A 25,474-nucleotide genomic window follows, 5' to 3' on the forward strand; every position below is an offset into this window, starting at 1 on the left:
CGTGCCAGTCGCAATTTCAGAGTGACCTCTCAAAGAGCTGGCAATGAGGAAGGCAGCGTGAGCGAGATCCGCATCGGAATTTCAGGGTGGCGCTACGGCCCTTGGCGCAGGGATTTCTACCCCAAGGGGTTGCGCCAGGACAGCGAACTGGCGTTTGCCTCGCGGGCAGTCAACAGCATCGAGATCAATGGCTCGTTCTACAGCCTGCAAACCCCCGAACGGTATCTGGGCTGGCGTGAGGAGACGCCGGACGGTTTCGTGTTCTCGGTCAAGGGGCCGCGCTATATCACCCATGTACGCAGGCTCAAGGATATCGAAGAGCCGGTGGCCAATTTCTTTGCCTCCGGGCCGTTGTTGCTGGGTGACAAACTGGGCCCCATCCTGTGGCAGTTTCCGCCCAACATGACGTTCGACGAAGCACGCTTCGCCCGGTTTTTCGAACTGCTCCCGCGCACCCGGGACGCCGCGCGCGAATGTGCCAAAGGGTGTGCCGAGCGCCTCAAGGGCAATGGCAGTACCGACATCGATGGCAACGCACGTCTGCGCCACGCCGTGGAAATCCGCAACGAGAGCTTTCTGTGTGAAGCCTTCGTCAAGCTACTGCGCAAACACCGTATTGCGCTGGTAGTGGCCGACAGTGCAGGCAAATGGCCGTATGTCGAAGATATCACCGCCGACTTTGTCTACATGCGCCTGCACGGCGACGTGGAACTGTACAGCAGCGGCTACACCGCGCACGCCTTGCGCCGCTGGAAGCAACGCATCGTGCGTTGGAGCCAGGGCGGCCAGGTGGAAGACGCGCAGTTGATTGTGCCCGGCGCGCCACCCCAGCGTGCCTCCCGCGACATTTATTGCTACTTCGACAACGACCAGAAGGTGCATGCGCCCTACGACGCGCGACGCCTGCTGGAAAAGCTGAAACTCGATTACGACCTGGTCACCGAGCCTGGCGTCGCACCGGAGGTCGAGCTTTGAACCGAACCCTGCCAGCCCCCCGCTGCATCATCGACAACGTCACCACGGTGCATCGGCTGAACGTGCTGACCATCAACGTGCACAAGGGCTTCACTGTATTCAACCGGCGTTTCATCCTGCCGGAGCTGCGTGAGGCCGTACGCGCCACCGGTGCCGACCTGGTGTTTCTTCAGGAGGTGCACGGCAGCCATCAGCAACATGCCATACGCCATGCGGCGTGGCCGGAAATCCCGCAGTACGAGTTTTTGGCCGACAGCATGTGGCCGCAGTTCGCCTATGGGCGCAACGCTGTGTACCCCCATGGCGACCACGGCAACGCCCTGCTGTCGAAATTCCCGATCCGCCAGTTCACCAACCTCGATGTCTCCATTCAGGGCAATGAACAGCGGGGCCTGCTGCACTGTTGCCTGGACGTGCCAGGCCATCAGCAGGTACACGCGGTGTGCGTGCACCTGGGCCTGCGCGAGGCCCACCGCCAGCGCCAGGTGCGCTTGTTGCTGGAGCTGCTCGACAGCTTGCCGCCCAAGGCGCCGGTGATCATTGCCGGCGACTTCAATGACTGGCGCCTGAAGGCCGATGCGGTGTTGTCCGAACACCTGGTCGAAGCCTTTGGCGAGCATTTCGGGACCCCGGCGCGCAGCTTTCCGGCGCGGTTGCCGCTGCTGCGGCTCGACCGTATCTACCTGCGCAATGCCATGCCGGGCAAGGCGCAGGTGTTGGCGAAGTACCCGTGGTCGCACCTTTCTGACCATGTCCCCCTTGCTGCGGAGATAAGCCTATGAACCGACCTTGGCTAGAGGGCAACAGCGTGCAGTTGCTGATCAACGGCGAACAGTACTACCCCCGCGTATTCGAGGCGATGGCCCAGGCGCGGGAAGAAATTCTGCTGGAGACGTTCATCATTTTCGATGACAAGGTCGGCCAGCAGTTGCAGCAGGTGCTGATAGCGGCCGCTGGCCGTGGTGTGCGCGTCGAGGTGGCGGTCGATGGCTACGGCACTGCCGACCTGCCCGACGCCTTCATCTCGGCGATGACCGACGCCGGCGTCAACTTTCATGCCTTCGACCCCCAGCCCAGGCTCGCGGGCATGCGCACCAACCTGTTTCGCCGCCTGCACCGCAAGATCGTGGTGATCGATGGGCAGCGCGCGTTCATCGGCGGCATCAACTACAGTGCCGACCACCTGGGCGACTACGGGCCCATGGCCAAGCAGGACTACGCAGTCGAGGTCACCGGCCCCGTGGTGGCCCAGGTGCACGCCACCAGTCGGCGCCTGATGTCGCCGGTGCTGCAGCCCCCCAGCGAGGTGCGCCCGGTCACCGAGCCTACCGGGGCGATCACGGCCGTGCTGGTCGAGCGCGACAATGGCCAGCGCAGCACCGCCATCGAAGCGCAGTACCTGCAAGCCTTTCGTGCTGCCCGGCAGCGTATCGTGGTGGCCAATGCCTATTTCTTTCCGGGCTACCGGTTGCTGCGCGAACTGCGTAATGCAGCGCGGCGCGGGGTGGCCGTGACCTTGATTCTGCAGGGTCAGCCCGACATGCGCTGGGTGCGGGCCTTGTCGCGGCTGCTGTACAACTACCTATTGCGCGACGGGGTGCGTATTCACGAGTACTGCAGCCGACCGTTGCACGGCAAGGTCGCCTTGGTCGACGACCAGTGGGCCACTGTAGGTTCAAGCAACCTGGACCCGTTGAGCCTGTCATTCAACCTGGAGGCCAACCTGTTCATCCGCGATCGTGGGTTCAACCAGCAGTTGCACCAGCATCTGCAGGCGCTGGCCAGCGAACAATGCAAATCGGTCACCCTGGAACGGATGATCCGCGGCTACTGGTGGCGGGCACCGCTGATCTTCCTGTGCTTCCACGCCATACGCCACTTCCCGCGGATAGCCGGCTGGTTCCCGGCGCACCGTCAGCGCTTGCGCTCGGTGCAACCGGAAGTCGAAGCACACGGCGATTTTCACGAGGGGCAGACCTGATGGCGCGCACACGGTGGCAAACCTGGGCCAAGCGCCTGTTCACCTTGCTGTTCCTGTTGCTGATACCCGCCTTGCTGTACATGCTGGCGCGCAACCTTGACTGGAACGAGGTGCGTCAGTCACTGCTGGCCTACAAACCCGGGACCCTGGCCATCGGCTTGGTCATCGCCTTGTGCAGCTACCTGACGTTTGCCAGTTACGACCTGCTCGCACGTGCCTACACAGGGCATACGCTGCCCGCCAGGCAGGTGTTGCCGGTGGCGTTCGTGTGCTACGCCTTCAACCTCAACTTCACCACATGGGTGGGCGGCGTCGCCTTGCGTTATCGGCTGTATGGCCGGCTTGGCCTGGACACCGCGACGATCACCCGCATCCTGACCTTAGGCCTGTTGACCAACTGGATGGGCTACATGCTGCTGGCCGGTACGGTATTCGCCCTGCGCTTGGTGAAACTGCCCGAAAGCTGGGCGGTGGGCGCTACAGGCTTGCAACTGATCGGGTTCGGCTTGCTGGCCATCGCCCTTGCCTACCTGCTGGCCTGCGGCTTTGCAAAAAAACGTACCTGGCAGTGGCGCGAACATGAAGTCACCCTGCCGGCCTTGCGCCTGGCGCTGTGCCAGGTAGCCCTTGGCGCCAGCAACTGGGCGTTGATGGCGCTGCTGATCTTCTGGCTGCTCCCTGAAAAGGCCTTTTACCCGTCGATTCTCGGGATCCTGCTCATCAGTTGCTTGGCAGGTGTGGTCGCGCACATCCCGGCAGGCCTTGGCGTGCTTGAAACGGTGTTCCTGGCCTTGCTGCACGGCCAGATCCCTCAAGGCACGCTGGTAGCCGCGCTATTGGGGTATCGAACGCTGTACTACCTGATCCCCCTGGTGCTGGCAGTCGTTACGTATCTGATTCTGGAAAAGCGCGCCAAGGCCATGCGCCAGCGCGATAACCCAGCCTAGCGCGGTTCAAGGGCCTTGGCCCGGGAGGTAGCGTATGCGAGTCGCTCTGTTGATGATGATGCTCACAAGCTTTGCCAGCACCCATGTGCTGGCAGAGGCCTGCAATGTGCTCACCCGTTCCTCCAGCGAAGCCGTCAAGCCGGTTGAGCAGCACACCTGCTACAGCTACAGCAACCTGCCTGCCGAAGCGATCAACTGGTCGTGCAGCAACGAGAGCAAGGACATGCTCAGTACGCAGAAGCAGAAAGTCGCGCGGTGCGCGGATGGCAGCGTAGGCAGTTGCATCGCGCCCTTGACCCAGGAAGCCTTGGCCAACCCCAAAGCCGGGGGTGGGCAACCTTCGACACGGCCGGCGTTGTCCAAGGATGCGCGGGTGATTACCTACTATTACGACACACCCAGCCTTGGCCAGGCGCGGGCAGATTGCGAGCGCAGCGACGGGATCTGGCAAACGCATTGACCCGTAATGGCGCCTTTTGGGGCTGCTCGCAACCCCAAAAGGCGGTCCAATTCACACCGCGCTGTCGTCGTCCTCGACTGGCCGCGACGCCTCAGCGCAATCACAACCGCTCATGCGGCACGGCTCGCCATTGCGATGCCCCGACGCACAGGCTTCACAGCAATACGCCTTGCCCTCTTGTTGCAAGGCATTGACATCCACCGTGCAAGAACAGTGGGCACAGGCACAGCGTTGCTCATTCATGGGGTTTGTCCTCCTCGTCTACTACGTCATCGGTCCAGGGTTCACCGTCCAGCGGCGCCGAACGCGCCAGCTCAGCCTCGTCCAGGCCGAACCCGCCGCCAATTTCGCCCGCACCGACCCGCCGCAAGGACTGGTCAGCCGGGCCCTCGCCGTCACCGGCTTCATACGGGTCACGGGCACCGGTCTCGTCCAGCAAGGTGTCCGGGCTCATGTCGTCATAGGTGACATTGTCTTCATGGAGGCTGTCGCTCAGCGCCTCGCCGCCCGTCATGCCGGCTTCGGCGACACGTTTGGGCGCAAATTCCTGGTCGACTTCACGGGCAGGTCGCTCGTCACCCACCCGCCCTTCGCGTTCGTCGTTATGGTCATCGAAGTCCAGCTCGTGGACACTGCCCATGCGGTCTTCGGTGTCGTCGATTTCCGCTGGCGTGTAAGGCTTGGGTTCATCGGGGCGAGACATGTGCGTTCTCCGTCAGTTGGCTACAACCGGTCGACTGCGCTACCCCCGGGAAGATTCAGAGTTTTTCACGCCGGCGTCTGAACGGCATTCTTTACCCCGGCGCCTGAACGGCGCTGCGCGCGCGATGCAGGGCATTGGTCAGATGCAGCCGCATGGCGGCCCGAGCGGCATCGGCGTCGTGATGCTCGAGCGCAACGTACAGCTGCTCGCGCTCACGCACGTGCTGGGCGCGTTGCTCGTCGCTGAGCGTGCGTTGTGCGCCGCTCATCAGGGTATCGGCCAGGTGCTGCATGGCATCGATGAAAAAGCTGTTGCCGGTGCACAGGGCAATCTGCAGGTGAAACTCGAAGACGATACGGGTGCTGTCCTTGTGCAGCGGCCCCACGGCATTGGCATCGTCCAGCGCCGCGCGAATGGCCAGCAACTGGCCGGGTGTAGCGCGTTGCGCAGCCAGGGCAGCGCACTCCACTTCGAGGCTCAGGCGCAGTTCGAGCAGTGCCACCGCATCCAGGGCGCTGCCCTTTTCATGTGGATGAGCTTGAAGGTCGCCCGGCCGGATGGTGTCCATCACGAACGTACCGATGCCACGCCGGGTTTCTACCAGGCCCTCGGCCTGCAGCCGCGACATCGCCTCGCGAACCACGGTACGGCTGACCTTGCGCGCTTCGGTGAAGGCTTGCTCGGTCGGCAGCTTGGTACCGGCCGGCAGTTCGCCGGCCAATATGCTGCGCGACAACTCCAGCACCAGTTGCTGGGCCAGGCTGACGCGTCGATCAGGGTTAACACGCTCCATGGGAGGATCCATTCAAACCAGACGATGGAGGATTGTAACCGCAGTTTTGCCGCAAAACGCACTATAATGCCCGCTGATCAGCCAAGAGCACGACGATGTCGGACTTCAACGCCACCGCCCAAATCAAACCGCGCCGCCTCGCCGAATCGCTGGTCGAGCGCTTTGCCCAACGCATGCGCGAGGGCACTCTCAAGCGCGGCGACAAACTCCCCACCGAAACCCAGATCATGGCCGCCGAAAGCGTCAGCCGGTCGGTGGTGCGTGACGCCTTGTCGCGGATGCAGGCGGCCGGCCTGGTCGAGACCCAGCACGGCGTCGGTACCTTCGTCCTCGATATGCCAGCACCGGAAGGCTTCAACGTCGGGCCGGCGACCATCATGCTGTTGTCCGACGTGCTCGACCTGCTGGAGTTTCGCCTGAGCCTGGAAGTGCAAGCCGCCGGCATGGCAGCCGAACGGGCCACGCCCCAGGCCATCGACGAACTGGAGCAGGCGCTGAAGGCGCTGCTGCAAGGTCCGGAAAAGTCCGGTAGCACCACCAATGCCGACTTCCAGTTCCACCTGAAAATCGCCAAGGCCGCTGGCAACCCCTACCTGATCGACATCATGAAGCACCTGGGTACCAAGCTGATCCCCCGCACCCGGATGAACTCGGCCTACACCGGGCAAAGCAATCGCAGCACCTACCTGGCAGGCATCAACGCCGAACATCAGCAGATCTTCGACGCCATCGTCAGCAAGCAGGTCGATGCCGCCCGTGCGGCGATGTTCCTGCACTTGAGCAACAGCCGCATGCGCCTGCGTGAGGCGCAGAAGCTTCAGGCGGTCTACAGCGAGTGAGCGGGCTCAGGGGCTGGCCGTACATCCTTGAACACCAGCCCTTCGCTGCTACCGACCTGCCAGGGGTTGCCGGTGCCGGCTTCGCTGAAGTGAACCGCCTCGAACCGTGAGCCTTGCAGGCCGTCGATCTTCACCTTGGCGGGCCCGCTGAAGCGCACGCGCTCGAAGGCCAGGCCTTGGTGATAAGCCCCATGCAGGCTGTCGCCCTTGACCTCGATTGCCGCCAGTTGGGCGTTCTCGACGGTGACATCGCTGACCCGCACATCGCGGAACTGCCCCGCTATCGTCGACTTCTGGTAGTCCAGCTTGGCATTGGGGTCGTTGTAATCAAGGGTAAAGATAAACGCCTGCTTGACCGTGTTGCGCATCGCCGAATCGCGGAATACCACGTTACGCGCCCCACCCCCCATGAAGTTGGTGCTCTTCATGCGCAAGCCGGTATCGGTGCCGTCGGAGACGTTGTCCTCGGCCAGGATGTTCTGGATCCACGCCCCGGTGTGGCTGCCGGCGACGACCATGCCGTGGCCCTTGCGGAAGTAGTTGTTGAAGATCCAGGCATCTTCCTGGGGCTTTTGCCTGACCGCATCGGCGCCCGTGCCGGCAGCGAAGTTGACGCAGTCATCACCGGTATCGAAGAAGTTGTTGAACACCATGGCGCCACGGCTGTTGGCGAACTCGATGCCATCGCCGTTGTTGGCGTCGTAGGTCTTGTGCGTGGTGTTGGCCAGCACCACGTTTTCGGTCTCCAGGTTCATGATGCCGTGGTAGGCCGGGTTAAGCACGGTGAAGCCACCGTAGAAGACGTTGGTGACATTGCGCAAAGTGACCAGCGAAGAGCGCATCTGGCCATAGGCGTCCTTGACGTTCATGCCCTCGGCTACTGCACGTTCGACCTGGGCTTTGGCCAGCAGGCCGTCCTGCAGGTAACGGGTATTGTCGCTGGGCAGGTAGAACGGCAGCGCCTGGCCACGCTCGTCGAGCACGTCGGCATGGCGCTTCCAGCCGTTGCCGTCGATCACGCCCTTGCCGACAATGCGGATGTTCTCGAATGCCTGGTGCTTGCGTGGGTCACGCGGCAAGGCGTTGATCAGCGAGGCCGGGCGCACGGTGGTGGAGTACGGGTACTGGATGTAGCCTTGGCGTGGATAGTCCTCGGCGCGCTCGGAGCCCAGCAGCGTCGCGCCCTCGGCGATTTCCAGGGTCATGTTGCTTTTGAGGTACAGCGAGCCGCTCTTGTAGGTGCCGGCGGGCAGCAGCACTTTGCAGCCTGCTGTGCAGGCATCGATGGCACGCTGGATCGCGACTGTGTCGAGGGCGCGGCCGTCTCCCTTGGCGCCGTACTGTTTGACATCGAACAACGCCGGCACGGCGGTGGTGCGTTGGGTGATGACGGGGCTATCAGCCGACTCTTTGCCGTCGCGGCCCACCGAACGCACGGTGAAGCGGTATTCGGTGTCGGGCGCCAGGCCCTGCGCGTTGTAACTGTGGATGGCGATGCGGTGATGGAAATTGCGCGTGTCCTGCTGGTAGAAGCGGTCGATGTAGGGTTTGGCGGGCGATACCTGGCCGTTGTTGGCGTTGCTGCCCCCGAGCAGCTTGCCGTTGGCGTAGACGTGGTAGTCGGTGATGTCGGCGTGGTCGGCCGGTTTTTCCCAGACCAGGATGATCTGCTGGTCGTCATAGGCCAGCGTCGGCACCTGCAGCTTGGTGGGGGGCTCCATCGCCCACAGCGGCAGGCTGCAGCTGATGGCCAACGTGGTCAGAAGTGGTCTTGCGTACGGCATTTTTATCTTCCTTGTAGTTGCCATTGCGGTGAGGTGGCTGATCAGGCGGATGCCACGCGCGGCGACTCGGCACTGAAATCGCGGCTGGCTTGCACCAGCATGCGGGTGTAGTCGTGGCAGGCCAGGTCCTGGCTCAAGGCCTGGCTGTCCAGGCGCTCGACAATCCGCCCCTGCTGCATCACCGCCACCTTGTCGCACAGGTGGCTGACCACACCCAGGTCGTGGGTGACCATCAGGTAGGTCAGCTTCTCGCGCTGACGCAGGTCCGCCAGCAGGTTGAGAATCTCGGCCTGCACCGACACATCCAGCGCCGACGTCGGTTCATCCAGCAGCAGCACGCGCGGTTCGAGGATCAGCGCCCGGGCGATGGCCACGCGCTGGCGTTGCCCGCCCGACAACTGGTGCGGGTAGCGGTAGCGGAAGCTGTCGTTAAGCCCGACCTTGAGCAAAATGTCGTTGATGCGGTCGTCGCGTTCGCCCATGCCGTGGATGGTCAGCGGCTCGCGCAACGCGGTGTCGATGGTGTGCCGCGGGTGCAGCGAGCCGTAAGGGTCCTGGAAGACCATCTGCACCTTGCGAAAATGTTCCTTGCTGAGCTTGTGTTGCAGGGGCGCCCCGGCAATGCTCAGCGCCCCGCTCCAATGCCGGTACTGGCCGGCCAGGCAGCGCAACACCGTGGTCTTGCCCGAGCCCGACTCGCCGACCAGGCCGAACGACTCGCCGTCTTCTACCGTCAGGTCGACGTCGTGCAGCACCTGGTTGCAGGCAGCGCCCACACCGAAGCTCAGGTTCAGCGATTGTGCTTGGATCATGGTCATGTCAGTTACCTCAGCAGGTGAGCCACAGCGGGTCGCGTTGCAAGACCGGCAAGCGCGGCCGGCGGTTGTCCATGCTCGGCAAGGCTGCCAGCAGGCCACGGGTGTACGGGTGTTCGGCGTACTGCAGGTCGCAGGCGGCCAGCGACTCCACCACCCGCCCGGCGTACATCACCAGCACCCGGTCGCAGTAGTTGCGGACCAGGTTGAGGTCGTGGCTGACGAAGATCAGGCCCATCTGCTGCTCGACGACCAGCTCTTCGAGCACGTTGAGCACTTGCTGGCGTACCGACACATCGAGTGCCGAGGTCGGCTCGTCGGCGATGATCACTTCCGGGTTGGTGATCACCATCATGGCAATCATGATGCGCTGGCCCATGCCGCCGCTGACTTCATGCGGGTACAGGTTGTAGACCCGCCCAGGGTCACGGATATGGACTTTTTCAAGCATCAGCAAGACCCGCTCGCGCGCTTCGCTGCGGCTGGCCTTGTGGTGCGCGAGGTACGCCTCGGCGATCTGCTCGCCGACCTTTACCACCGGGTTGAGCGAGTACTTGGGGTCTTGCATGATCATCGAGATGCGCTGGCCGCGAATCTTCTGCATGGCCTTCTCGCTGGCGCTGAGCAGGTCGACATCACCGAACTGCAGGGCCTTGGCGGTGATCTGCGTGCTACCGGGGTGCAGCTTGAGCAGGCTACGCCCGACCGTGGACTTGCCCGAGCCGGACTCGCCGACGATGGCCAGTTTTTCCCGGCCCAGGGTGAACGACACGTCGCGCACCGCATGGGTTTCTTTCTTGCCATTGACGAAGCGCACGTTGAGCGAATCGACAGTGAGTTTGAGCGTCGACATAAAGCCTCCAGTTACTCGCTACGCGGGTCGAGAATGTCCCGCAGGCCATCGCCCAACAGGTTGAACGCCAGGCTCACCAGCATGATCGCGGCCCCCGGCACGGCTACCAGCCACCAGCATTCGAGCATGTAGCGCCGGCCGGTGGAGATCATCGCGCCCCACTCCGGCAGCGGCGCCTGCGCACCCAGGCCAAGAAAGCCCAGCGCAGCGGCGGTCAGAATGATGCCGGCCATGTTCATGGTCAGGCGGATGATCACCGACGACAGGCACATCGGCACGATGTGGCGCAGGATGATCCGGGTCGGCGAGGCGCCCTGCAGCTCGACCGCGACGACAAAGTCGGCCTTGCGCAACGACAGCGTTTCGGCGCGCGCCAGGCGTGCGATCGGTGGCCACGAGGTCAGCGCGATGGCGACCACGGCATGTTCCAGGCCGGGGCCCAGGGCCGCGATGAACGCCAGCGCCAGGACCAGGCTGGGGAAGGAGATGAAGATATCGGTGATGCGCATGAAAACGGTGTCGACGACGCCGCCGAAATAACCCGACACGGTGCCGATGAACAACCCGATCGGGCCGACGATGACGGTTACCAGGGTAATGATGTACAGGGTGATGCGTGAGCCATACACCAGCCGGCTGAAGATATCGCGGCCGTATTCGTCGGTGCCGAACCAGTGCGCTGCACCGGGTGCCTGCAAGGCATTGGCGAGGTTTTGCACCACCGGGTCATGGGTGGCGATCCAGGGTGCGAAGGCGGCCACCACGACCAGCAGCAAGGCCACCAGCAGGCCCGCCAGGGTCATCGGGTTGCGCAGCAGGTGGCGCAGCACCCGCAGGCTGCTCTTGTACAGCGCGTCGACGCTCGACGCGGGTGCGCGGTCGGCCTGCGCCTTGTCGCTTGAAACGGTAGAAGACAGGTTGGCAATCATCGGCATGCTCTCGATGTGAACTCATGGCCACCTGGGGCACCCGCAGGCGCCCTCGGCAGTGTTCAGCGTTGCTTGTAGACGCCCAGGTAACGGGTCGCCTCGGCGTCATCGCCGGTGAAGCCCTTGACGTCCACCGCGCTGACTGCGGTGTCGGTCATCTGCGAAATCATCATGATCGGGCCGACCTGTTCGTCGTAACGCTTCTGCGCCTGGTGGTACAGGTTCAGGCGCTTGCCAGGGTCTCGCTCGACCCCGGCTTGCTCGATCAGCGCATTGAGCGGTTGATCGAAGAACGATGCACGCCAGCCCTGGAAGTTGGGCAGGCCGGCCGCGTCACTGTTGTCGGGGTTGTAAGCGAAGGTACGCAGGCTGAAGTAAGGGTGCGGGTAGCGCTCGGCGCCGCGGGCGACGATCATCTCGAAGTTGCGTGCGCGCATTGCGCCGTACACCTGGTTGCCGGTACCGGTGACGATGCTGGCCTTGATGCCGCCCTCGGCCAGGGTCGATTGCATGCGTGCGGCAATGTCGATGAAAGGCGGTTCGGACAACGTCCGCAGGGTGGTGCTGAAGCCTTGCGGGTAGCCAGCTTCGCTCAGCAACGCCTTGGCCTTGGCCACGTCCAGCCGGTAGCCAGGGTCTGGCAGGCGTGCGTCCAGGCCCAGTTGCATCGGCTGCTGGTTGAGCAGGCCATAGTGCGGCATGACCTGCTCGTCGATGCCTTTGTAGTCGATCAGGTAGCGCACGGCCTCGCGCACTTTCGGGTTGGCAAACTCAGGCTGCTTCATGCTCATCGCCACGTAGTACAGGGTGCCCCGTTGCAAGGGCTGAACCTGCAGCGTGCCGGTGCGCTCGACGGCCTTGATGTCGGGCGCGGCCATGCCATAGGCCAGGTCCAGGTCGCCGCGTTCAAGCATCAGGCGCAGCGACTGTGATTCGGTCATGTGCCGCACCAGCACCCGCTTCATCTTTGCCGGGCCTGCCCAGTAGCCGTCGAAACGGTTCATCACCAGCGCATCGTTGGCGCTCCACTTGGCCAAGGTGAACGGGCCGCTGCCGGCCTCGTTGGTGACCAGCCAGGCGGCGCCGAGGTCGCCATTCTTTTCATGTTTCAAGGCCTGCAGGCGGTCGACGATGACCGCACTGGGCGAAGTTGCCAGCGAGTCGATCAGCAGCAGCGGGTCGGTCGGCTGTGGCAGGTCGATGACCAAGGTGTGTGCATCGCTGGCGCGAATCAGTGCCTGAATGTTGTCGACGGTGTAGCCGTAGGCCTTCCAGGTAGTGGCCAGGCCGTAGTTGAGCTTCATCACGCGGTACAGCGACCAGGCCACGTCCTCGGCGGTAAGCGGGTTGCCGGAATGGAACGTAACGTCAGTGCGCAGGTGGAAGGTGATCTGCTTGCCGTCTTCGCTGATGGCCCAGCGTTCGGCCAGCTGTGGCAGGTGTTTTTCCGGGTTGCCCTGGTCGCGCTTGACCAGCGTGTCGTACAGGTTGGCATTGACTCCGGAGGCATCCAGGCCCGGCGCGTTGGCCGGGTCGATGGAAAACAGGTTGACCATGCTCATGCCGACGATCAACTGGTCGGCGGGGGTCTTGGCCTGCACGGCAGCCATTGGCCCCAGCGCCAGGATCGCACCCAGCAGGCTCATGTGCAGCGGGGGGAGTACAGTCTTCATGTGGGCGTCCTTCTTTTTATAGTTATGCAATGTGTTCACGCGGCCCGCTGGGGCTCAGCGGGTCCTTGGGTCGAACACCTTGTACAGGGCATCGCTGATCAGGTTGAGGGCGACGAAGATCAGGCCGATCACCAGCACGCAGCCCATCACCGCGTTCATGTCACCGAGCATCAGGCTGCTGGTGAGGTATTGGCCGAAACCGGGCCAGGCGAACACGGTCTCGATCAGTACCGCGCCTTCGAGCAGCGAGCCGTAGGCCAGCGCGACGACGGTCAGCAACTGCACGAGGATGTTGCGAAACGCATGGCCCCAGACCACCTGGCGCCGCGACAGGCCCTTGACCCGCGCTGTGATGATGTATTCCTGGGAGAGCTGCTCAAGCATGAAGCTGCGCGTCATGCGGCTGATATAGGCCACCGAGTTCAGCCCGAGGATAAGCCCCGGCAAGATGATGTGGCGCAGCGCACTGCTGAAGGCTTCCCAGTCACGCGCCAAGGCAGTGTCGATCAGCAGCAGGCCGGTCACGTCGGGGACCATGCCGTCATACGCAAGGTCGATGCGCCCTGCCCCGCCGGCCCAGCCAAGCCAGGCGTAGAACACCAGCAGGCCCATCATGCCCACCCAGAAAATCGGCGTGGAGTAGCCGAACAAGGTGATGACCCGCGCCACATGGTCGCCCAGCCGGCCCTGGTTGCTGGCGGCGACCACGCCCAGTGGCAGGCCGATGAGGATGCCGAACAGGATCGCCAGCGTGGCCAGTTCGATGGTCGCCGGGAACACCCGCTTGATGTCGTCCAGCACCGGGTGGCCGGTGAGCAGCGCATTGCCGAAATCGCCGTGCAGCAAATCGTTGAGGTACAGCCCGAACTGGGTCCAGATCGGTTTGTCCAGGCCCATGGCCTGGTAGACCTGCTCATAGGTGGAGCTGTCGGCATCCGGACCGACCACGGCCAGCACCGGGTCCAGCGGCATCACCCGACCAATGAAGAACGTCAGCGCCAACAGGCCAAGCAAGGTCACCAGCACCGTGCTGGCCCGTCGGGCAGTGGCAGACACGCGGGTGCCCAGCACAGAGGCAGTCGAAAGCAACATAACAGGCTCCTGAAAAAGCGTTCAGCAAACACCGAGGCGTCAGGGGCGCGCACGCCCCCGTCCCGCTCATCGCGACTTGTAGACGTCTTTGTAACGGGTGGTGGCCGCGCTGTGGGCCTGATAGTTCTGCACGTCGTGGTACAGCACCACGGTGTCGGTCATCTGTGAAACCGGCAGGATCGCGCCGACCTGGGTGTCGAGCGTGTTCTGGATCTGCTGGTACTGGGCCAGCTGCCGGGCCTTGTCGGGTTCGACTTCGGCCTGCTCGATCAGGCTATTCAGCTCGGGGCTGTAGAACGAGGTGCGCCAGCCCTGGAAGTTGCTCAGCTTGGCTTCGTCACGGTTGTCCGGGTTGTACACCAGGGTGCGCAAGCTCGAATGCGGGTGGCGCTCGGCACCGCCACCACCACGGCCGACCAGGATGTCGAAGCTGCGTTCGCGCATGGCGCCGTAGATCTGGTTGCCGGTACCGGTGACGATGGTGGCCTGTATACCCGCCTGGGCCAGGGTGGCCTGCAGGCTGGAGGCAATGTTGATGAAGGGCGGCTCGGTGAGCACGCGGATGGTGGTCTTGAAGCCGTTGGGGTAACCGGCTTCGGCCAGCAGTTGTTTCGCCTCGGCCACGTTCAGGCGGTAGCCTGGGTCGTCCAGGCGTGCCGGCAGGCCCAGCGGCAGTGGCCGTTGATTGAGCTGGCCGTAATGCGGCATGACGGTCTGGTTGATGCCCTGGTAGTCAATCAGCGAGCGTACCGCCTTGCGCACGCGGGCGTCGTCGTAGGGCTTTTGCTTCACGCTCAGCGCCACGTAGTAGAGGGTGCCGCGCTGCACGGTCTCGGTGCGCACCTTGTCGGACTTCTCCAGCGCTTCGATGTCTGGGGCGGACATGCCTTTGGCCAGGTCCAGGTCACCGCGCTCCACCATCAGCCGCAGCGACTGCGATTCGGTCATGTTGCGCATGACGATGCGCTTGAGCTTGGCCGGGCCGCCCCAGTAACCGTCGAAACGGCTCATCAGGATCACATCGTTGGCGCGCCAGTCATTGAGGATGAACGGCCCGCTGCCGGCAGCATGCGTGGTCAGCCAGGCGGCGCCGAGGTCATCGCCCTTCTGGTGCTGTTGGACCACCTTGCGGTCGAGAATGAAGGCACTAGGCGATGTCGCCAGGGTGTTGAGCACCAGCAGCGGGTCGGTCGGCCGCGGCAGCTCAAGGACGAAGGTGTGCGCATCACTGGCACGCATGTACTGGGCGACATTGCCTGCCGTGAAACCGTAAGCCTTCCAGGTCGAGGCCAAGGCCAGGTTGAGCTTGAGGATGCGTTGCAGCGACCAGACGACGTCCTCGGCACTGAAGGCATTGCCGGACTGGAACGTGACGCCCTCGCGCAGCTTGAACGTGAGGGTCTTGCGGTCATCGCTGACCTGCCAGCTTTGCGCCAGCGCCGGCACCAGTTGGTCCGGTTGCTGCGCATCCTGCACCAGCAGCATGTCGTACAGGTTGGCGTTGACCTCGGAGACGTCCAGCCCGGTGGCACCGGCTGGGTCCAGGGACAACAGGTTGATCATGCTCATGCCGACGATCAACTGGTCGGCGGGTGTCTTGGCCAAAGCAGTGGGTGCCGAGGTCATTGCCAGCGATGCGGCAAGGACCCCTGCCCAGAATGTGGGAAGTACGCTCATGTGAGATTGCCTTTTTATAGTTATTGGACTCTCGGGCGGCGCGCACTGTCGCGCGCCGCCATACACGGGTCAGAAGCGCTGCAATGTATGGGTCTCGACGTAGTCGAAGTCGATTTCTTCACCCAGGCCAGGCAGGTCCGACAGGTGGACGAAACCGTCCTTGTCCATCGGGTCGACCAGGCGTTTGAGGTAGGCCGGCACCTCGTCATAGTCGAGGAACGGGTGCAACAGGCCGCGCTCGTACCAGGTGCAGTTCTTGATGGCCCCGACCACGGCCAGGTTGGCTGCGCCGTTGCCGTGGATTTCGCAATCCATGCCGAACGCTTCGGCCATGTGCGCCACTTTCAGGCACGGTGCAATACCGCCGACCCCGGCAACCCCGGCGCGCAGGATGTCGCACACGTCATGCTTGACCCAACTGGCCCGGCTCAGGTGCTTGCCACCCAGGCTTTCCGGGCCCAGCACCGGGATGTCCAGCTGGCCGGCGAGCCAGGCATAGGATTCGGCAGAGTCTTCCATCATTGGTTCTTCGAACCAGGCGAAGTTGAGCTTTTCCAGGGCGCGGCCGATGGTCAGGGCGTCGGTACGGCTGTACCAGTGGTAGCCGTCGATCATCAGTGCGATGTCGGGGCCGACCGCTTCGCGCACGGCGGCGCAGGCCTTGATGTCCATGCTCACGCTGGGCGCGAAGGATACCGGCGGCATCCAGGTGTGCAGCTTGATGGCCTTGTAGCCACGCTTGACCAGGGTTTCGGCAAAACGCCCGTATTCCTCAGGGGTGGACAAGCCGCCTTCGAGCTCGTCGCCACACATGGTCGAGCCATACGCAGGCACCTTGTCGCGGTAGCCGCCAATCAGCTTGTGCACCGGCACGTTCAGCTTGCGCCCGGCCCAATCCCACAAGGCCTGCTCGACCAGTGCCAGGGCGCGATCGGTCAACTGGCTGGCGCTGCCGCGTTGCCAGTGCGCAAGGTCGTGCCAGATCTTCTCGCGATCAAAGGCATTGGCGCCTACCAGCACTTTGCGCACGAAACCATCGAGCACGTACGGGCGGATCAGTTCAGGGGCACCCAGTGCATAGCCTTCGTTGCCGCATTCGGTGGTGATGCGCAGCAACGCCATCTTGGCCTGGGTCACGTCACCGGGGTGGGCATGGCCGGCACTGTCGACAGCGCGGCGCGTGGGGTAGGAAAAAACCTGGACGTTTACAGCAGTGATGATCATGGACGTCTGAGCCTTCTTATTGGATTTGTGGCGGGTGAGTCACGCTCTGGAGGCAATCCTACGTCATCATACAACTTTTGAAAAGCACCCCTTTAAAACTTTCAAATCCGGCCTGCACGAGCACCTATTTGTGTCTTTTGGGACGTGTATCGCATTTTAATGTTCGTATCAAACCCTCTAGAAAGCGTATCTCAGGCGCTTAAAAAGAAGTCATCCGACAACCAACCAAGAAATCGTAGACAACCCAAATGTTGTACGATAACTTTGCCGCATCTGATCGCGGCACCCTGCCCCCCACCGCATCCGATGGTGACCACCCGCTTCAAAACGACCTCAACAAAAACAAGAAAAGAAGATCGAATGAACACCACACTCCGCAATCTCATTGCTGTCAGCACACTCGGCCTGTCTTTCTATGCCTGCGCAGACTCGGCCAGCCTCAACTACCGCCACGGCTACACCGAAGACGACAGCATCCATTCCGACCGCATCAAGCTGAATTACCGGATGGAAACCGGCCTGGGGTTCGCCGCCGAGATCAAGTACAAGACCGCCGGCGACCGTGAGGACGTGGCCTACGACAACATGGTCAACAACGGCCATGAGTTCACCGTGGACTACAACTACAAGCTGAGCCCCAAGTCGACCCTTACCCCGGCGTTCCAGATGGACAGCTCCAAGGACGCCACCGCCTACAAGTTCGGCTTGAAGTACAGCTACAAGATCAGCGACACCTGGTACGTCGCCACCCGTGTGCGGCATGACGCGCGCAACCTCGACCGCGACCAGATCGATCATTCCAAGGCGGACCGAGCCAAGGACAACCAGAACACCACGCGCCTCGAAGGTTGGCTGGGCTACACCCCGAAAGGCCCGTGGGCCTTCGAGTACCAGTACATCCACTTCGATACCGACTACATCCGCTACGACAACAAGAAGAGCGACTACGAGCAGAACCTGATCATCAAGTACAAGCTCAACAAGCAGTGGGCGCCGTTCATGGAGGTGGGTGACATCAAAGTCAACGCCTATACCGATGACCGCCAGGCCCGCTGGCGTCTGGGCGTCCAGTACAACTTCATGTAATGCCGCGCTGCCGGGTGCCTGCCAGGTAGCCCGGCGTTATCGCTACCCCCAACGACCTTTAAAGCCAAGGTGCTGACCATGACCACACTCGCCTCGCCCACTTCGGGCAAACCCTTCAACCGCTTGCTGCTGACCGGCGCTGCCGGCGGGCTCGGGCAGATCCTGCGCGAAGCCTTGCAGGCCCACGCCACCGTCGTGCGCGCTTCCGATATCAGTGCGATGGCGCCAGCGGCTGGCGACCATGAAGAGGTGATCAGTTGCAACCTGGCGGACAAGGACGGGGTACTGGCGCTTGCCCAAGGCGTGGACGCCATCGTTCACCTGGGGGGCATTTCCACGGAGCGTGCGTTCGAAGACATTCTCGACGCCAATATTCGCGGCACCTTTCATGTCTATGAGGCCGCACGCAAGCACGGCATCAAGCGGGTTGTGTTCGCCAGCTCCAACCATGTGACTGGCTTCTACCCGCAGGACGAGACGGTGGATGCGCAGTCTGTGCGCCGCCCGGACTGCTACTACGGCTTGTCCAAGTCGTATGGCGAAGACCTGGCCACCTTCTACTTTCACCGCTACGGCATCGAAACCGTGAGCCTGCGCATCGGCTCGTCATTCCCCGAGCCACGCAACCTGCGCATGCTCTCGACGTGGCTGAGTTATGCGGACCTTGCGCACCTGGTAGAACGTGCGTTGCTCGCCGACAACGTTGGCCACACCGTGGTGTATGGGGTTTCGGCAAACCGTGAGCTGTGGTGGGACAACCGCTTCGCCGCGCACCTGGGCTTCAACCCGCAGGACAGTTCGGAGCGCTTTCGCGAGAAGCTTGCGCAACAGCCCAAGCCTGCTGCTGACGATGCCAGTGCGCACCTGCAAGGTGGCGCGTTCACCGCCGCCGGCCCTTTCGGTGACTGAAGGCGCCAACGCCAGCGGGCTCAGGCCATCAGGATGCTCACCAGCATCTGCGTTGGTGTGCTCAGCTCCACGTCCTTGCGCGTAACCACTTCGTACGGCTCACTGCGTGACTTCAACTGCAACGGCAGGCGCACCAGCATGCCGTGGTCCACCGCGACCTTGGCGACATCCCACGGCATCACGGCCAGCAACCCAGGGTCTTGCAGCAGCATCGACAAGGTGGTGAAGGTAGAAGAGGTTTCAATCGGGTACTGCGGAAAGCTCAGGCCCGCTTCGCGAAATTCGCGCTCCAGGGTCAGGCGCATGGGCATGTTGACCGGGAACACCAGCCAGCGTGAGCCGGCCAACTGGCCCAGGCTCAACGACTCACTGCCGGCCAGGGCGTGCCCAGGGTTGGCCACCAGCACCAACTGTTCCTGGTGCTTGGGCCGGCTGTCGTACGCGGCTGGGCGCGGGCTGACGCTGGTCCGGCAGATCACCACGTCCAGGCGGCCTTGGTCGAGCAAGTTGAGCAGGCGGTCGCTGGTGTCCTCGACCACCGAGACCGACAGGTCTGGCTGACTGTCGCGCAGGCGCGCCAAGCCTTCCACCAGTATCGGTACCGCGCCCATGATGGTGCCAACCGACAAGCGCCCCCCATGGCCTTGCAGAATCCCCAGCATTTCTTCCCGCAGGTGAGCCAGGTCATTACTGATCAGTCGCGCATAGCGCAGCACGCACCGCCCCAGGTCATTGGCTTCGAGGCCCTTGCTGGTGCGCTCGAACAGCACCGCGCCAAGCGTTGATTCAATCTCGTTGAGGGCCTTGGTTGCACCGGGCTGGGTGATGGACATTGCCTCGGCCGCTTTATGGATGGAGCCCAGCTCGTCGAGGCTGATCAATAGCCGCAACTGGCGCAAGCGAAGGCGAGAGGCCATGGAACTCAAGGATGGCAGCATAGGGGATCACTTAAAGTTATCACGGGGTCAGCAGCTCTCATTAGGCAGCAACGCCGGGGAAAATTAAAGTGTCGGCATCCCCACAAGAACAACACAGGAGCCAGCATGCGCCTGATCCAATTTGAAACCACCCCAGGCCAACGTTACGTAGGCGTAGTTGAAGGCGACCTGATCCAGGTCGTGCGTGATACCCACTCCATGCGCGAACTGGCCTTGGCCGCGATCGGCAAGCAGCACAGCCTGGCCGCCGAAGTACACGAGCGTGGCCTGTACAGCACCGAACAACGCTACAGCCAGGCCTTGAGCGAATGCCGGGTATTGCCCCCGCTGGACCACGAAGACCCGGCCCATTGCCTGATCAGCGGCACCGGGCTGACCCACCTGGGCAGTGCCTCGACCCGCGACAAGATGCACCAGCAGAAAACCGACGATGCCGCCACGCTGACCGACACTGCGCGGATCTTCCAGTGGGGGATCGAGGGCGGGCGCCCTGCGCCAGGCACCGCGGGCGTGCAGCCGGAGTGGTTCTACAAGGGCGACGGCTCCATCGTCGTTCGGCCCGGCCAGGCGTTGCAGAGCCCGGCATTTGCCGAGGATGCCGGCGAAGAGCCTGAACTGGCCGGCCTGTATGTGATCGGCGATGACGGCCAGCCCTACCGCCTGGGCTTTGCCATCGGCAACGAGTTCTCCGACCATGTGATGGAACGGCGCAACTACCTTTACCTGGCTCACTCCAAGCTGCGTAGCTGCTCGTTCGGCCCCGAACTGCGGGTGGGTGAACTGCCCCGCCACCTGGACGGCATCAGCCGGATTCGTCGCGACGGCCAGGTGATCTGGGAAAAGGCCTTCCTCAGCGGTGAGGACAACATGTGCCACTCTCTGGACAACCTGGAGTATCACCACTTCAAGTACGCCCAGTTCCTGCGCCCGGGCGATGTGCACATTCATTTCTTCGGCACGGCGACCTTGTCGTTCGCCGACCAGATCAAGCCCTTCGAGGGCGATGTGTTCGAGATCAGCCTGCCCGATTTCGGCGCCCCGCTGTGCAATGGCATTGCCGTGACACCTTCGGCCATCTCACCTGGCGAGGTGAAGACGCTCTGAACCGATGGCGGCGCAGGGCCGCGCCGCCGCGGCATTTCATAACAATCACAAAAGTGAGATGAGCATGAAGAACACCCCTTACACCGCGGCCTCGGCCGCCGCCACGGCCAGCTCAGACACCGCCAGACCGACTACTGTGCGCTGGCGGATCTTCCTGATCCTGCTGTTGCTGGCAGCGATCAACTACATCGACCGGGCTTCGCTGTCGGTGGCCCTGCCGTTGATTTCTGCCGAGTTCGAACTTACGCCCGCGCTTGAAGGGTTGATCCTCAGCGCGTTCTTCTGGTCTTACGCGCTGATGCAGATCCCGGCCGGTGTGCTGCTCGACCGCTTCCAGGTGCGCAATATCATCGGTGTCGCCACCATCGGCTGGGGCGCGTTCCAGGCACTGGGCGGCTTTGCCCATAACTGGATCACTCTGCTGGTCACCCGCATCGGCCTCGGTGTGGCCGAATCGCCGATCATGCCGGCGGGTGCCAAGCTCAACGGGGCCTGGCTGACCCCCAACGAACGTGGCCGAGGGGCGACCCTGGTCGACGGCGGCGCGCCGCTGGGCACCGCGTTTGGCGCCATCATCATCGCGGGGCTGATCACCTGGTTCGACTCCTGGCGCATCGCCTTCATCATCGCCGGCGTCGGCACCGTGGCGGCAGGTATCTGGGCCTGGTGGTACATCCGCAACCACCCCAGCGAACACCCGCAGGTGAACGCTGCCGAGCTTGCCTACATCACCCAGGCCAACGATGCCGCGACCCAAGCCAACGGCAACCGCAAAGCGGTGCTCAAGGAACTGCTCAAGAGCCGCTCAGTGCTGTGCATGTTCGCCGGCTACGCCTGCTACAACAGCGTGTTCTACGGCTTGTTGACCTGGATGCCGAGCTACCTGCACCAAGCCCACAACCTCGATATCAAGGCCATGGGTGGCGCCACCTTCCTGATCTTCATGTGTGGTTTTATCGGTGAGCTGATCGGCGGCTGGATCTCGGACAAGTGGAAAGCCAACGGCGGCCAACCGAACACGGTGATGCGCAGCATGTTCGCAGGCTCGGCCGCCGTTGCCGCGCTGTGCATCCTGCTGGTGGCGTATACCCCGGATGCCGCGCGGGTCATCGCGCTGCTGTGCGTGGCGCTGTTTTTCATCCGCTGGTGCGGGATGTACTGGTGCCTGCCGGCCATTCTCGGGGGCAAGTCCAAAGCTGGCGTGCTGGGTGGCAGCATGAACTTCTGCGGCAACATGGTCGGCGTGCTGGTGCCGATCCTGATCGGCTTGATCGTGCAGTTCACCGGTTCCTACTTCCTGGCCCTGATCTTCTTCGTGGTCATGGCCTTCGGCCTGATGCTGTTCTCTGGCCTGATCGACTATCGCGAGCGCGGGCTGGCCTGAGCCCCGCACCCTATTTGAGGTGATTGTCATGCAACTCATTACAACAACAGGCAGCGAACACACTGCCAACGCCGTGATCCGACTCAACCCGCTCGATGACGTGCTGATTGCCCGCCAGGCACTGCCCGAAGGGCTGCTGCTGGACGAAGGCATCACCGTTTGCCAGGCCATCCCCGCCGGGCACAAGGTCGCTGCGCGCGACCTGGCTGTCGGCCAGCCTTTGCGCCGCTATGGCCAGATCATCGGCTTCGCCAGCCAGGCCATCGCAGCGGGCCAGCATGTGCACGTGCACAACCTCGCCATGGGCGACTTTGCCCGCGACTACGCCTTTGGCGTCGATGCCCGGGGTGTACAGGCGCCCAACGATGACACCTTCATGGGCATCGTGCGGGCCGATGGCCGGGTCGCCACGCGCAACTATGTGGGTATCCTTACCTCGGTGAACTGCTCGGCCACCGTGGCCCGGGCGATCGCCGACCACTTTCGCCGGGACATCCACCCCGAGGCGCTGGCGCCGTATCCGCAGGTCGATGGTGTGGTGGCGCTGACCCACGGGGTTGGCTGCGCCGTCGATCCCTCCGGCGAAGCCTTGGCCATGCTGCGCCGTACCTTGGGTGGCTATGCCGTGCACGCCAACTTTGCCTCGGTGCTGCTGATCGGCCTGGGCTGCGAAACCAACCAGATCCCCGACCTGCTCGCCGCGCAGGGGCTGGAAAGCAGCCACACCCTGCGCACCTTCACCATCCAGGGCAGCGGCGGTACCAGCAAGACCATCGCCAGCGGTATTGCCCAGGTCAAGGCGTTGCTCGCCGAAGCCAACCAGGTCGAGCGCCAGCCGGTCAGCGTGCGCCACCTCACGGTCGGCCTGCAATGCGGGGGCTCGGACGGCTATTCGGGGATTACCGCCAACCCCGCCCTGGGCAATGCCGTGGACCGGCTGGTGGCCGCAGGCGGCACCGCGATACTGTCGGAGACCCCGGAAATCTACGGCGCCGAGCATTTGTTGACACGTCGCGCGGTAAGCCAGCAGGTCGGTGAAAAACTGATCGCGCGCATCCAGTGGTGGGAAGCCTATTGCCAACGCATGGGCGCCGAACTGAACAACAACCCCTCTGCCGGTAACAAGGCCGGCGGCCTGACCACCATCCTGGAGAAGTCACTGGGGGCGGTGGCCAAGGCTGGCTCCAGTGACCTGGTGGATGTCTACGAATACGCAGAACCGGTGCGCGCCCATGGCCTGGTGTTCATGGACACGCCCGGCTACGACCCGATCTCCGCCACCGGCCAGGTCGCTGGCGGGGCCAACCTGATCGCCTTCACCACCGGCCGCGGTTCGGCCTACGGCTGCGCGCCCTCCCCGTCGATCAAGCTGGCGACCAACACGCGCCTGTGGGAAACCCAGGAAGATGACATGGACGTCAATTGCGGCGGCATCGCCGACGGCAGCATGACCATCGAAGAACGCGGCCAGCACATCTACCAGATGATGCTGCGCATCGCCTCGGGTGAACGCAGCAAGAGTGAACAACACGGCTACGGGCAGAACGAGTTCGTGCCTTGGCAGATCGGCGCCATCACCTGACGGTTCGCTTCACGTACCCGTTTTAACGTTTATTGGAGCTTTCATGACCCAGATTCTTGGTCACAACTACATCGGCGGCCAGCGCTCGGCGCAAGGCAGCACCCGGCTTGTCAGCCTCGACGCCAGCACAGGGGAAGCATTACCGGGCGTTTTCTGCCAAGCCACCGAAGCGGAGGTGGATGCGGCTGCAACCGCTGCAGCCGCCGCCTTCCCGGCGTATCGCAACCTGCCTGCCGAACGACGCGCAGTGTTTCTGGATGCCATTGCCGACGAACTCGATGCGCTGGGTGACGATTTCATCGCCACGGTCTGCCGCGAAACCGCCCTGCCCGCTGGCCGTATCCAGGGCGAGCGGGCCCGCACCAGTGGCCAGATGCGCCTGTTCGCCAAGGTGCTGCGCCGGGGCGATTTCCATGGTGCACGTATCGATCGGGCCCTGCCGCAGCGCCAGCCACTGCCGCGCCCGGATCTGCGCCAGTACCGTATCGGGGTCGGCCCGGTGGCCGTGTTCGGGGCCAGCAACTTCCCCCTGGCATTCTCCACTGCTGGTGGCGATACCGCCTCGGCGCTGGCCGCAGGCTGCCCGGTGGTGTTCAAGGCGCACAGCGGCCACATGGCCAGCGCCGAAGCGGTTGCCGATGCCATCTTGCGGGCGGCGGTACGCAGCGCGATGCCTGCGGGCGTGTTCAACATGATCTACGGCGGCGGTGTCGGCGAGTGGCTGGTCAAGCACCCGGCCATCCAGGCCGTCGGTTTCACCGGCTCGCTCAAGGGCGGTAACGCGCTGGTGCGCATGGCCGCCGAACGGGCGCAGCCGATTCCGGTGTTCGCCGAGATGTCCAGCATCAACCCGGTAATCCTGCTGCCTGAAGCGCTGGCACAGCGAGGGGCCACACTGGCCCGCGAACTGGCGGCATCGGTGACCCTTGGCTGCGGCCAGTTCTGCACCAACCCCGGCCTGATCCTGGGGCTGCGCTCAGCCGCATTCAGCCAATTTGTCGCGCACCTGCAAGCGCACATGGCCGACCAGCCGGCGCAAACCATGCTCAACGCCGGCACCCTGGCCAGCTATCGCCAGGGTTTGCAGCACCTGCACGCTCACCCCGGCATCAGCCACCTGGCAGGCGCCGAGCAAGGCGAGCGCCAAGCGCAGCCGCAGCTGTTCCAAGCGGATGTCGGCATGCTGCTGAACGGCGACCCGCTGTTGCAGGAAGAAGTGTTCGGGCCTGCGACCCTGATCATCGAAGTCGAAGACCAGGCGCAACTCAAAGCGGCCGTGCAGGCCCTGCGCGGGCAACTGACCGCCACGCTGATGGGCGAAGCAACGGAGCTGCCGGGCTTCGGCTGGCTGAGCGAGCTGCTGCAGGAAAAGGTCGGCCGCGTGTTGCTCAATGGCTACCCGACAGGCGTCGAGGTGTGCGATGCGATGGTGCATGGTGGCCCGTACCCTGCCACCTCGGATGCGCGCGGCACGTCGGTGGGCTCGCTGGCCATCGACCGCTTCCTGCGGCCGGTGTGTTTTCAGAATTACCCGGATGAGCTGCTGCCGCCGGCGTTACAGAACGCCAACCCGCTGGGGATCTGGCGCTTGGTCGATGGCGAGGCTAGCCGTTCAGCCTGCTGAGGGCCGCCGTGCAGCCGCCCCGACGAACACCGGGGGCCCTGAGGGGGCGGCTGCCTATACGGAAATTTTGAACTCCCTTCGCACCGCCCTCTCCCACCTGAA

Annotated in this window: 24 protein-coding genes; 12 read left to right on the forward strand and 12 right to left on the reverse strand. The window is 63.4% G+C overall.

Features of this window, described 5'->3' with window-relative positions; genetic code table 11:
- Positions 1-57 precede the first annotated feature (57 nt).
- Genes PC358_RS04905 through PC358_RS04925 form a run of 5 tightly spaced genes read left to right on the forward strand, consistent with a single transcriptional unit; the run spans position 58 to position 4,363 of the window.
- Entirely contained in the window at positions 58-975 is a 918-nt protein-coding gene (locus PC358_RS04905) for a DUF72 domain-containing protein (RefSeq protein WP_033697916.1), read from the forward strand.
- A complete protein-coding gene (locus tag PC358_RS04910; protein ID WP_033697917.1) occupies positions 972-1,757 on the forward strand; it encodes an endonuclease/exonuclease/phosphatase family protein in 786 nt (261 codons plus the stop codon). The genes PC358_RS04905 and PC358_RS04910 overlap by 4 nt, the downstream gene beginning before the upstream one ends.
- The gene (clsB, locus tag PC358_RS04915) at positions 1,754-2,956 is read left to right on the forward strand and encodes a cardiolipin synthase ClsB (RefSeq protein ID WP_033697918.1); all 1,203 of its coding nucleotides are present in this window, start codon (positions 1,754-1,756) and stop codon (positions 2,954-2,956) included. The genes PC358_RS04910 and clsB overlap by 4 nt, the downstream gene beginning before the upstream one ends.
- Complete coding sequence (locus PC358_RS04920) at positions 2,956-3,903, forward strand: lysylphosphatidylglycerol synthase domain-containing protein (RefSeq protein ID WP_033697919.1); 948 nt, start codon at positions 2,956-2,958, stop codon at positions 3,901-3,903. The genes clsB and PC358_RS04920 overlap by 1 nt, the downstream gene beginning before the upstream one ends.
- A gap of 34 nt (positions 3,904-3,937) precedes the next feature.
- On the forward strand, positions 3,938-4,363 hold the full coding sequence (locus tag PC358_RS04925; RefSeq protein WP_033697920.1) for a hypothetical protein: 426 nt from the start codon (positions 3,938-3,940) through the stop codon (positions 4,361-4,363).
- A gap of 51 nt (positions 4,364-4,414) precedes the next feature.
- On the opposite strand, the gene PC358_RS26885 is transcribed toward PC358_RS04925, so the two are convergent.
- The 3 genes from PC358_RS26885 to PC358_RS04935 form a co-directional block, all read right to left on the reverse strand.
- Positions 4,415-4,606 (reverse strand): metallothionein, encoded by a 192-nt coding sequence (locus PC358_RS26885; protein WP_077068409.1) that lies wholly within the window; start codon positions 4,604-4,606, stop codon positions 4,415-4,417.
- On the reverse strand, positions 4,599-5,066 hold the full coding sequence (locus PC358_RS04930; protein WP_033697921.1) for a hypothetical protein: 468 nt from the start codon (positions 5,064-5,066) through the stop codon (positions 4,599-4,601). The genes PC358_RS26885 and PC358_RS04930 overlap by 8 nt, the downstream gene beginning before the upstream one ends.
- A gap of 91 nt (positions 5,067-5,157) precedes the next feature.
- Positions 5,158-5,859: a FadR/GntR family transcriptional regulator gene (locus PC358_RS04935; RefSeq protein ID WP_033697922.1), complete on the reverse strand. Its 702-nt coding sequence runs from the start codon at positions 5,857-5,859 to the stop codon at positions 5,158-5,160.
- 95 nt (positions 5,860-5,954) lie between these two features.
- On the opposite strand from PC358_RS04935, the gene PC358_RS04940 reads away from it, so the two are divergent.
- The gene (locus PC358_RS04940) at positions 5,955-6,698 is read left to right on the forward strand and encodes a FadR/GntR family transcriptional regulator (protein WP_033697923.1); all 744 of its coding nucleotides are present in this window, start codon (positions 5,955-5,957) and stop codon (positions 6,696-6,698) included.
- Here PC358_RS04940 and PC358_RS04945 read toward each other — a convergent pair.
- The 8 genes from PC358_RS04945 to PC358_RS04980 form a co-directional block, all read right to left on the reverse strand.
- Positions 6,686-8,482, reverse strand: a complete 1,797-nt coding sequence (locus PC358_RS04945) for a glycosyl hydrolase family 28 protein (protein ID WP_033697924.1) — start codon at positions 8,480-8,482, stop codon at positions 6,686-6,688. The genes PC358_RS04940 and PC358_RS04945 overlap by 13 nt on opposite strands.
- A gap of 41 nt (positions 8,483-8,523) precedes the next feature.
- On the reverse strand, positions 8,524-9,300 hold the full coding sequence (locus PC358_RS04950; RefSeq protein WP_033697925.1) for an ABC transporter ATP-binding protein: 777 nt from the start codon (positions 9,298-9,300) through the stop codon (positions 8,524-8,526).
- 10 nt (positions 9,301-9,310) lie between these two features.
- Positions 9,311-10,150 carry an ABC transporter ATP-binding protein gene (locus tag PC358_RS04955; protein WP_033697926.1) on the reverse strand — a complete coding sequence of 280 codons (840 nt, stop codon included), beginning with the start codon at positions 10,148-10,150 and terminating at the stop codon, positions 9,311-9,313.
- An 11-nt stretch (positions 10,151-10,161) separates the two neighbouring features.
- Complete coding sequence (locus PC358_RS04960; RefSeq protein WP_033700042.1) at positions 10,162-11,079, reverse strand: ABC transporter permease; 918 nt, start codon at positions 11,077-11,079, stop codon at positions 10,162-10,164.
- A gap of 62 nt (positions 11,080-11,141) precedes the next feature.
- Complete coding sequence (locus PC358_RS04965; RefSeq protein WP_033697927.1) at positions 11,142-12,752, reverse strand: ABC transporter substrate-binding protein; 1,611 nt, start codon at positions 12,750-12,752, stop codon at positions 11,142-11,144.
- Positions 12,753-12,806: 54 nt separating this feature from the next.
- Positions 12,807-13,844: an ABC transporter permease gene (locus PC358_RS04970; protein ID WP_033697928.1), complete on the reverse strand. Its 1,038-nt coding sequence runs from the start codon at positions 13,842-13,844 to the stop codon at positions 12,807-12,809.
- Positions 13,845-13,910: 66 nt separating this feature from the next.
- Positions 13,911-15,470: an ABC transporter substrate-binding protein gene (locus PC358_RS04975; RefSeq protein ID WP_227697305.1), complete on the reverse strand. Its 1,560-nt coding sequence runs from the start codon at positions 15,468-15,470 to the stop codon at positions 13,911-13,913.
- Between the two features lie 120 nt (positions 15,471-15,590).
- Positions 15,591-16,745, reverse strand: a complete 1,155-nt coding sequence (locus PC358_RS04980; RefSeq protein WP_033697930.1) for a mandelate racemase family protein — start codon at positions 16,743-16,745, stop codon at positions 15,591-15,593.
- 360 nt (positions 16,746-17,105) lie between these two features.
- Here PC358_RS04980 and PC358_RS04985 point away from each other — a divergent pair, with 360 nt between their 5' ends.
- Together PC358_RS04985 and PC358_RS04990 are read left to right on the forward strand one after the other, a co-directional pair.
- Positions 17,106-17,831: an oligogalacturonate-specific porin KdgM family protein gene (locus tag PC358_RS04985; protein WP_033697931.1), complete on the forward strand. Its 726-nt coding sequence runs from the start codon at positions 17,106-17,108 to the stop codon at positions 17,829-17,831.
- A 78-nt stretch (positions 17,832-17,909) separates the two neighbouring features.
- Entirely contained in the window at positions 17,910-18,740 is an 831-nt protein-coding gene (locus PC358_RS04990) for an NAD-dependent epimerase/dehydratase family protein (protein ID WP_033697932.1), read from the forward strand.
- A gap of 20 nt (positions 18,741-18,760) precedes the next feature.
- On the opposite strand, the gene PC358_RS04995 is transcribed toward PC358_RS04990, so the two are convergent.
- Positions 18,761-19,678: a LysR family transcriptional regulator gene (locus PC358_RS04995; RefSeq protein WP_033697933.1), complete on the reverse strand. Its 918-nt coding sequence runs from the start codon at positions 19,676-19,678 to the stop codon at positions 18,761-18,763.
- 105 nt (positions 19,679-19,783) lie between these two features.
- On the opposite strand from PC358_RS04995, the gene araD1 reads away from it, so the two are divergent.
- The 4 genes from araD1 to PC358_RS05015 all read left to right on the forward strand — a co-directional run bounded on the left by araD1 (position 19,784) and on the right by PC358_RS05015 (position 25,372).
- Positions 19,784-20,782 (forward strand): AraD1 family protein, encoded by a 999-nt coding sequence (araD1, locus tag PC358_RS05000; protein WP_033697934.1) that lies wholly within the window; start codon positions 19,784-19,786, stop codon positions 20,780-20,782.
- Positions 20,783-20,846: 64 nt separating this feature from the next.
- The gene (locus tag PC358_RS05005) at positions 20,847-22,166 is read left to right on the forward strand and encodes an MFS transporter (protein ID WP_177447951.1); all 1,320 of its coding nucleotides are present in this window, start codon (positions 20,847-20,849) and stop codon (positions 22,164-22,166) included.
- A 28-nt stretch (positions 22,167-22,194) separates the two neighbouring features.
- Positions 22,195-23,748 (forward strand): UxaA family hydrolase, encoded by a 1,554-nt coding sequence (locus tag PC358_RS05010; protein WP_033697935.1) that lies wholly within the window; start codon positions 22,195-22,197, stop codon positions 23,746-23,748.
- Between the two features lie 43 nt (positions 23,749-23,791).
- Positions 23,792-25,372 (forward strand): aldehyde dehydrogenase (NADP(+)), encoded by a 1,581-nt coding sequence (locus PC358_RS05015; RefSeq protein ID WP_033697936.1) that lies wholly within the window; start codon positions 23,792-23,794, stop codon positions 25,370-25,372.
- The last annotated feature ends 102 nt before the right edge of the window (positions 25,373-25,474 follow it).

It is taken from the genome of Pseudomonas capeferrum, assembly GCF_000731675.1.
Classification (GTDB): Bacteria; Pseudomonadota; Gammaproteobacteria; order Pseudomonadales; family Pseudomonadaceae; genus Aquipseudomonas; species Aquipseudomonas capeferrum.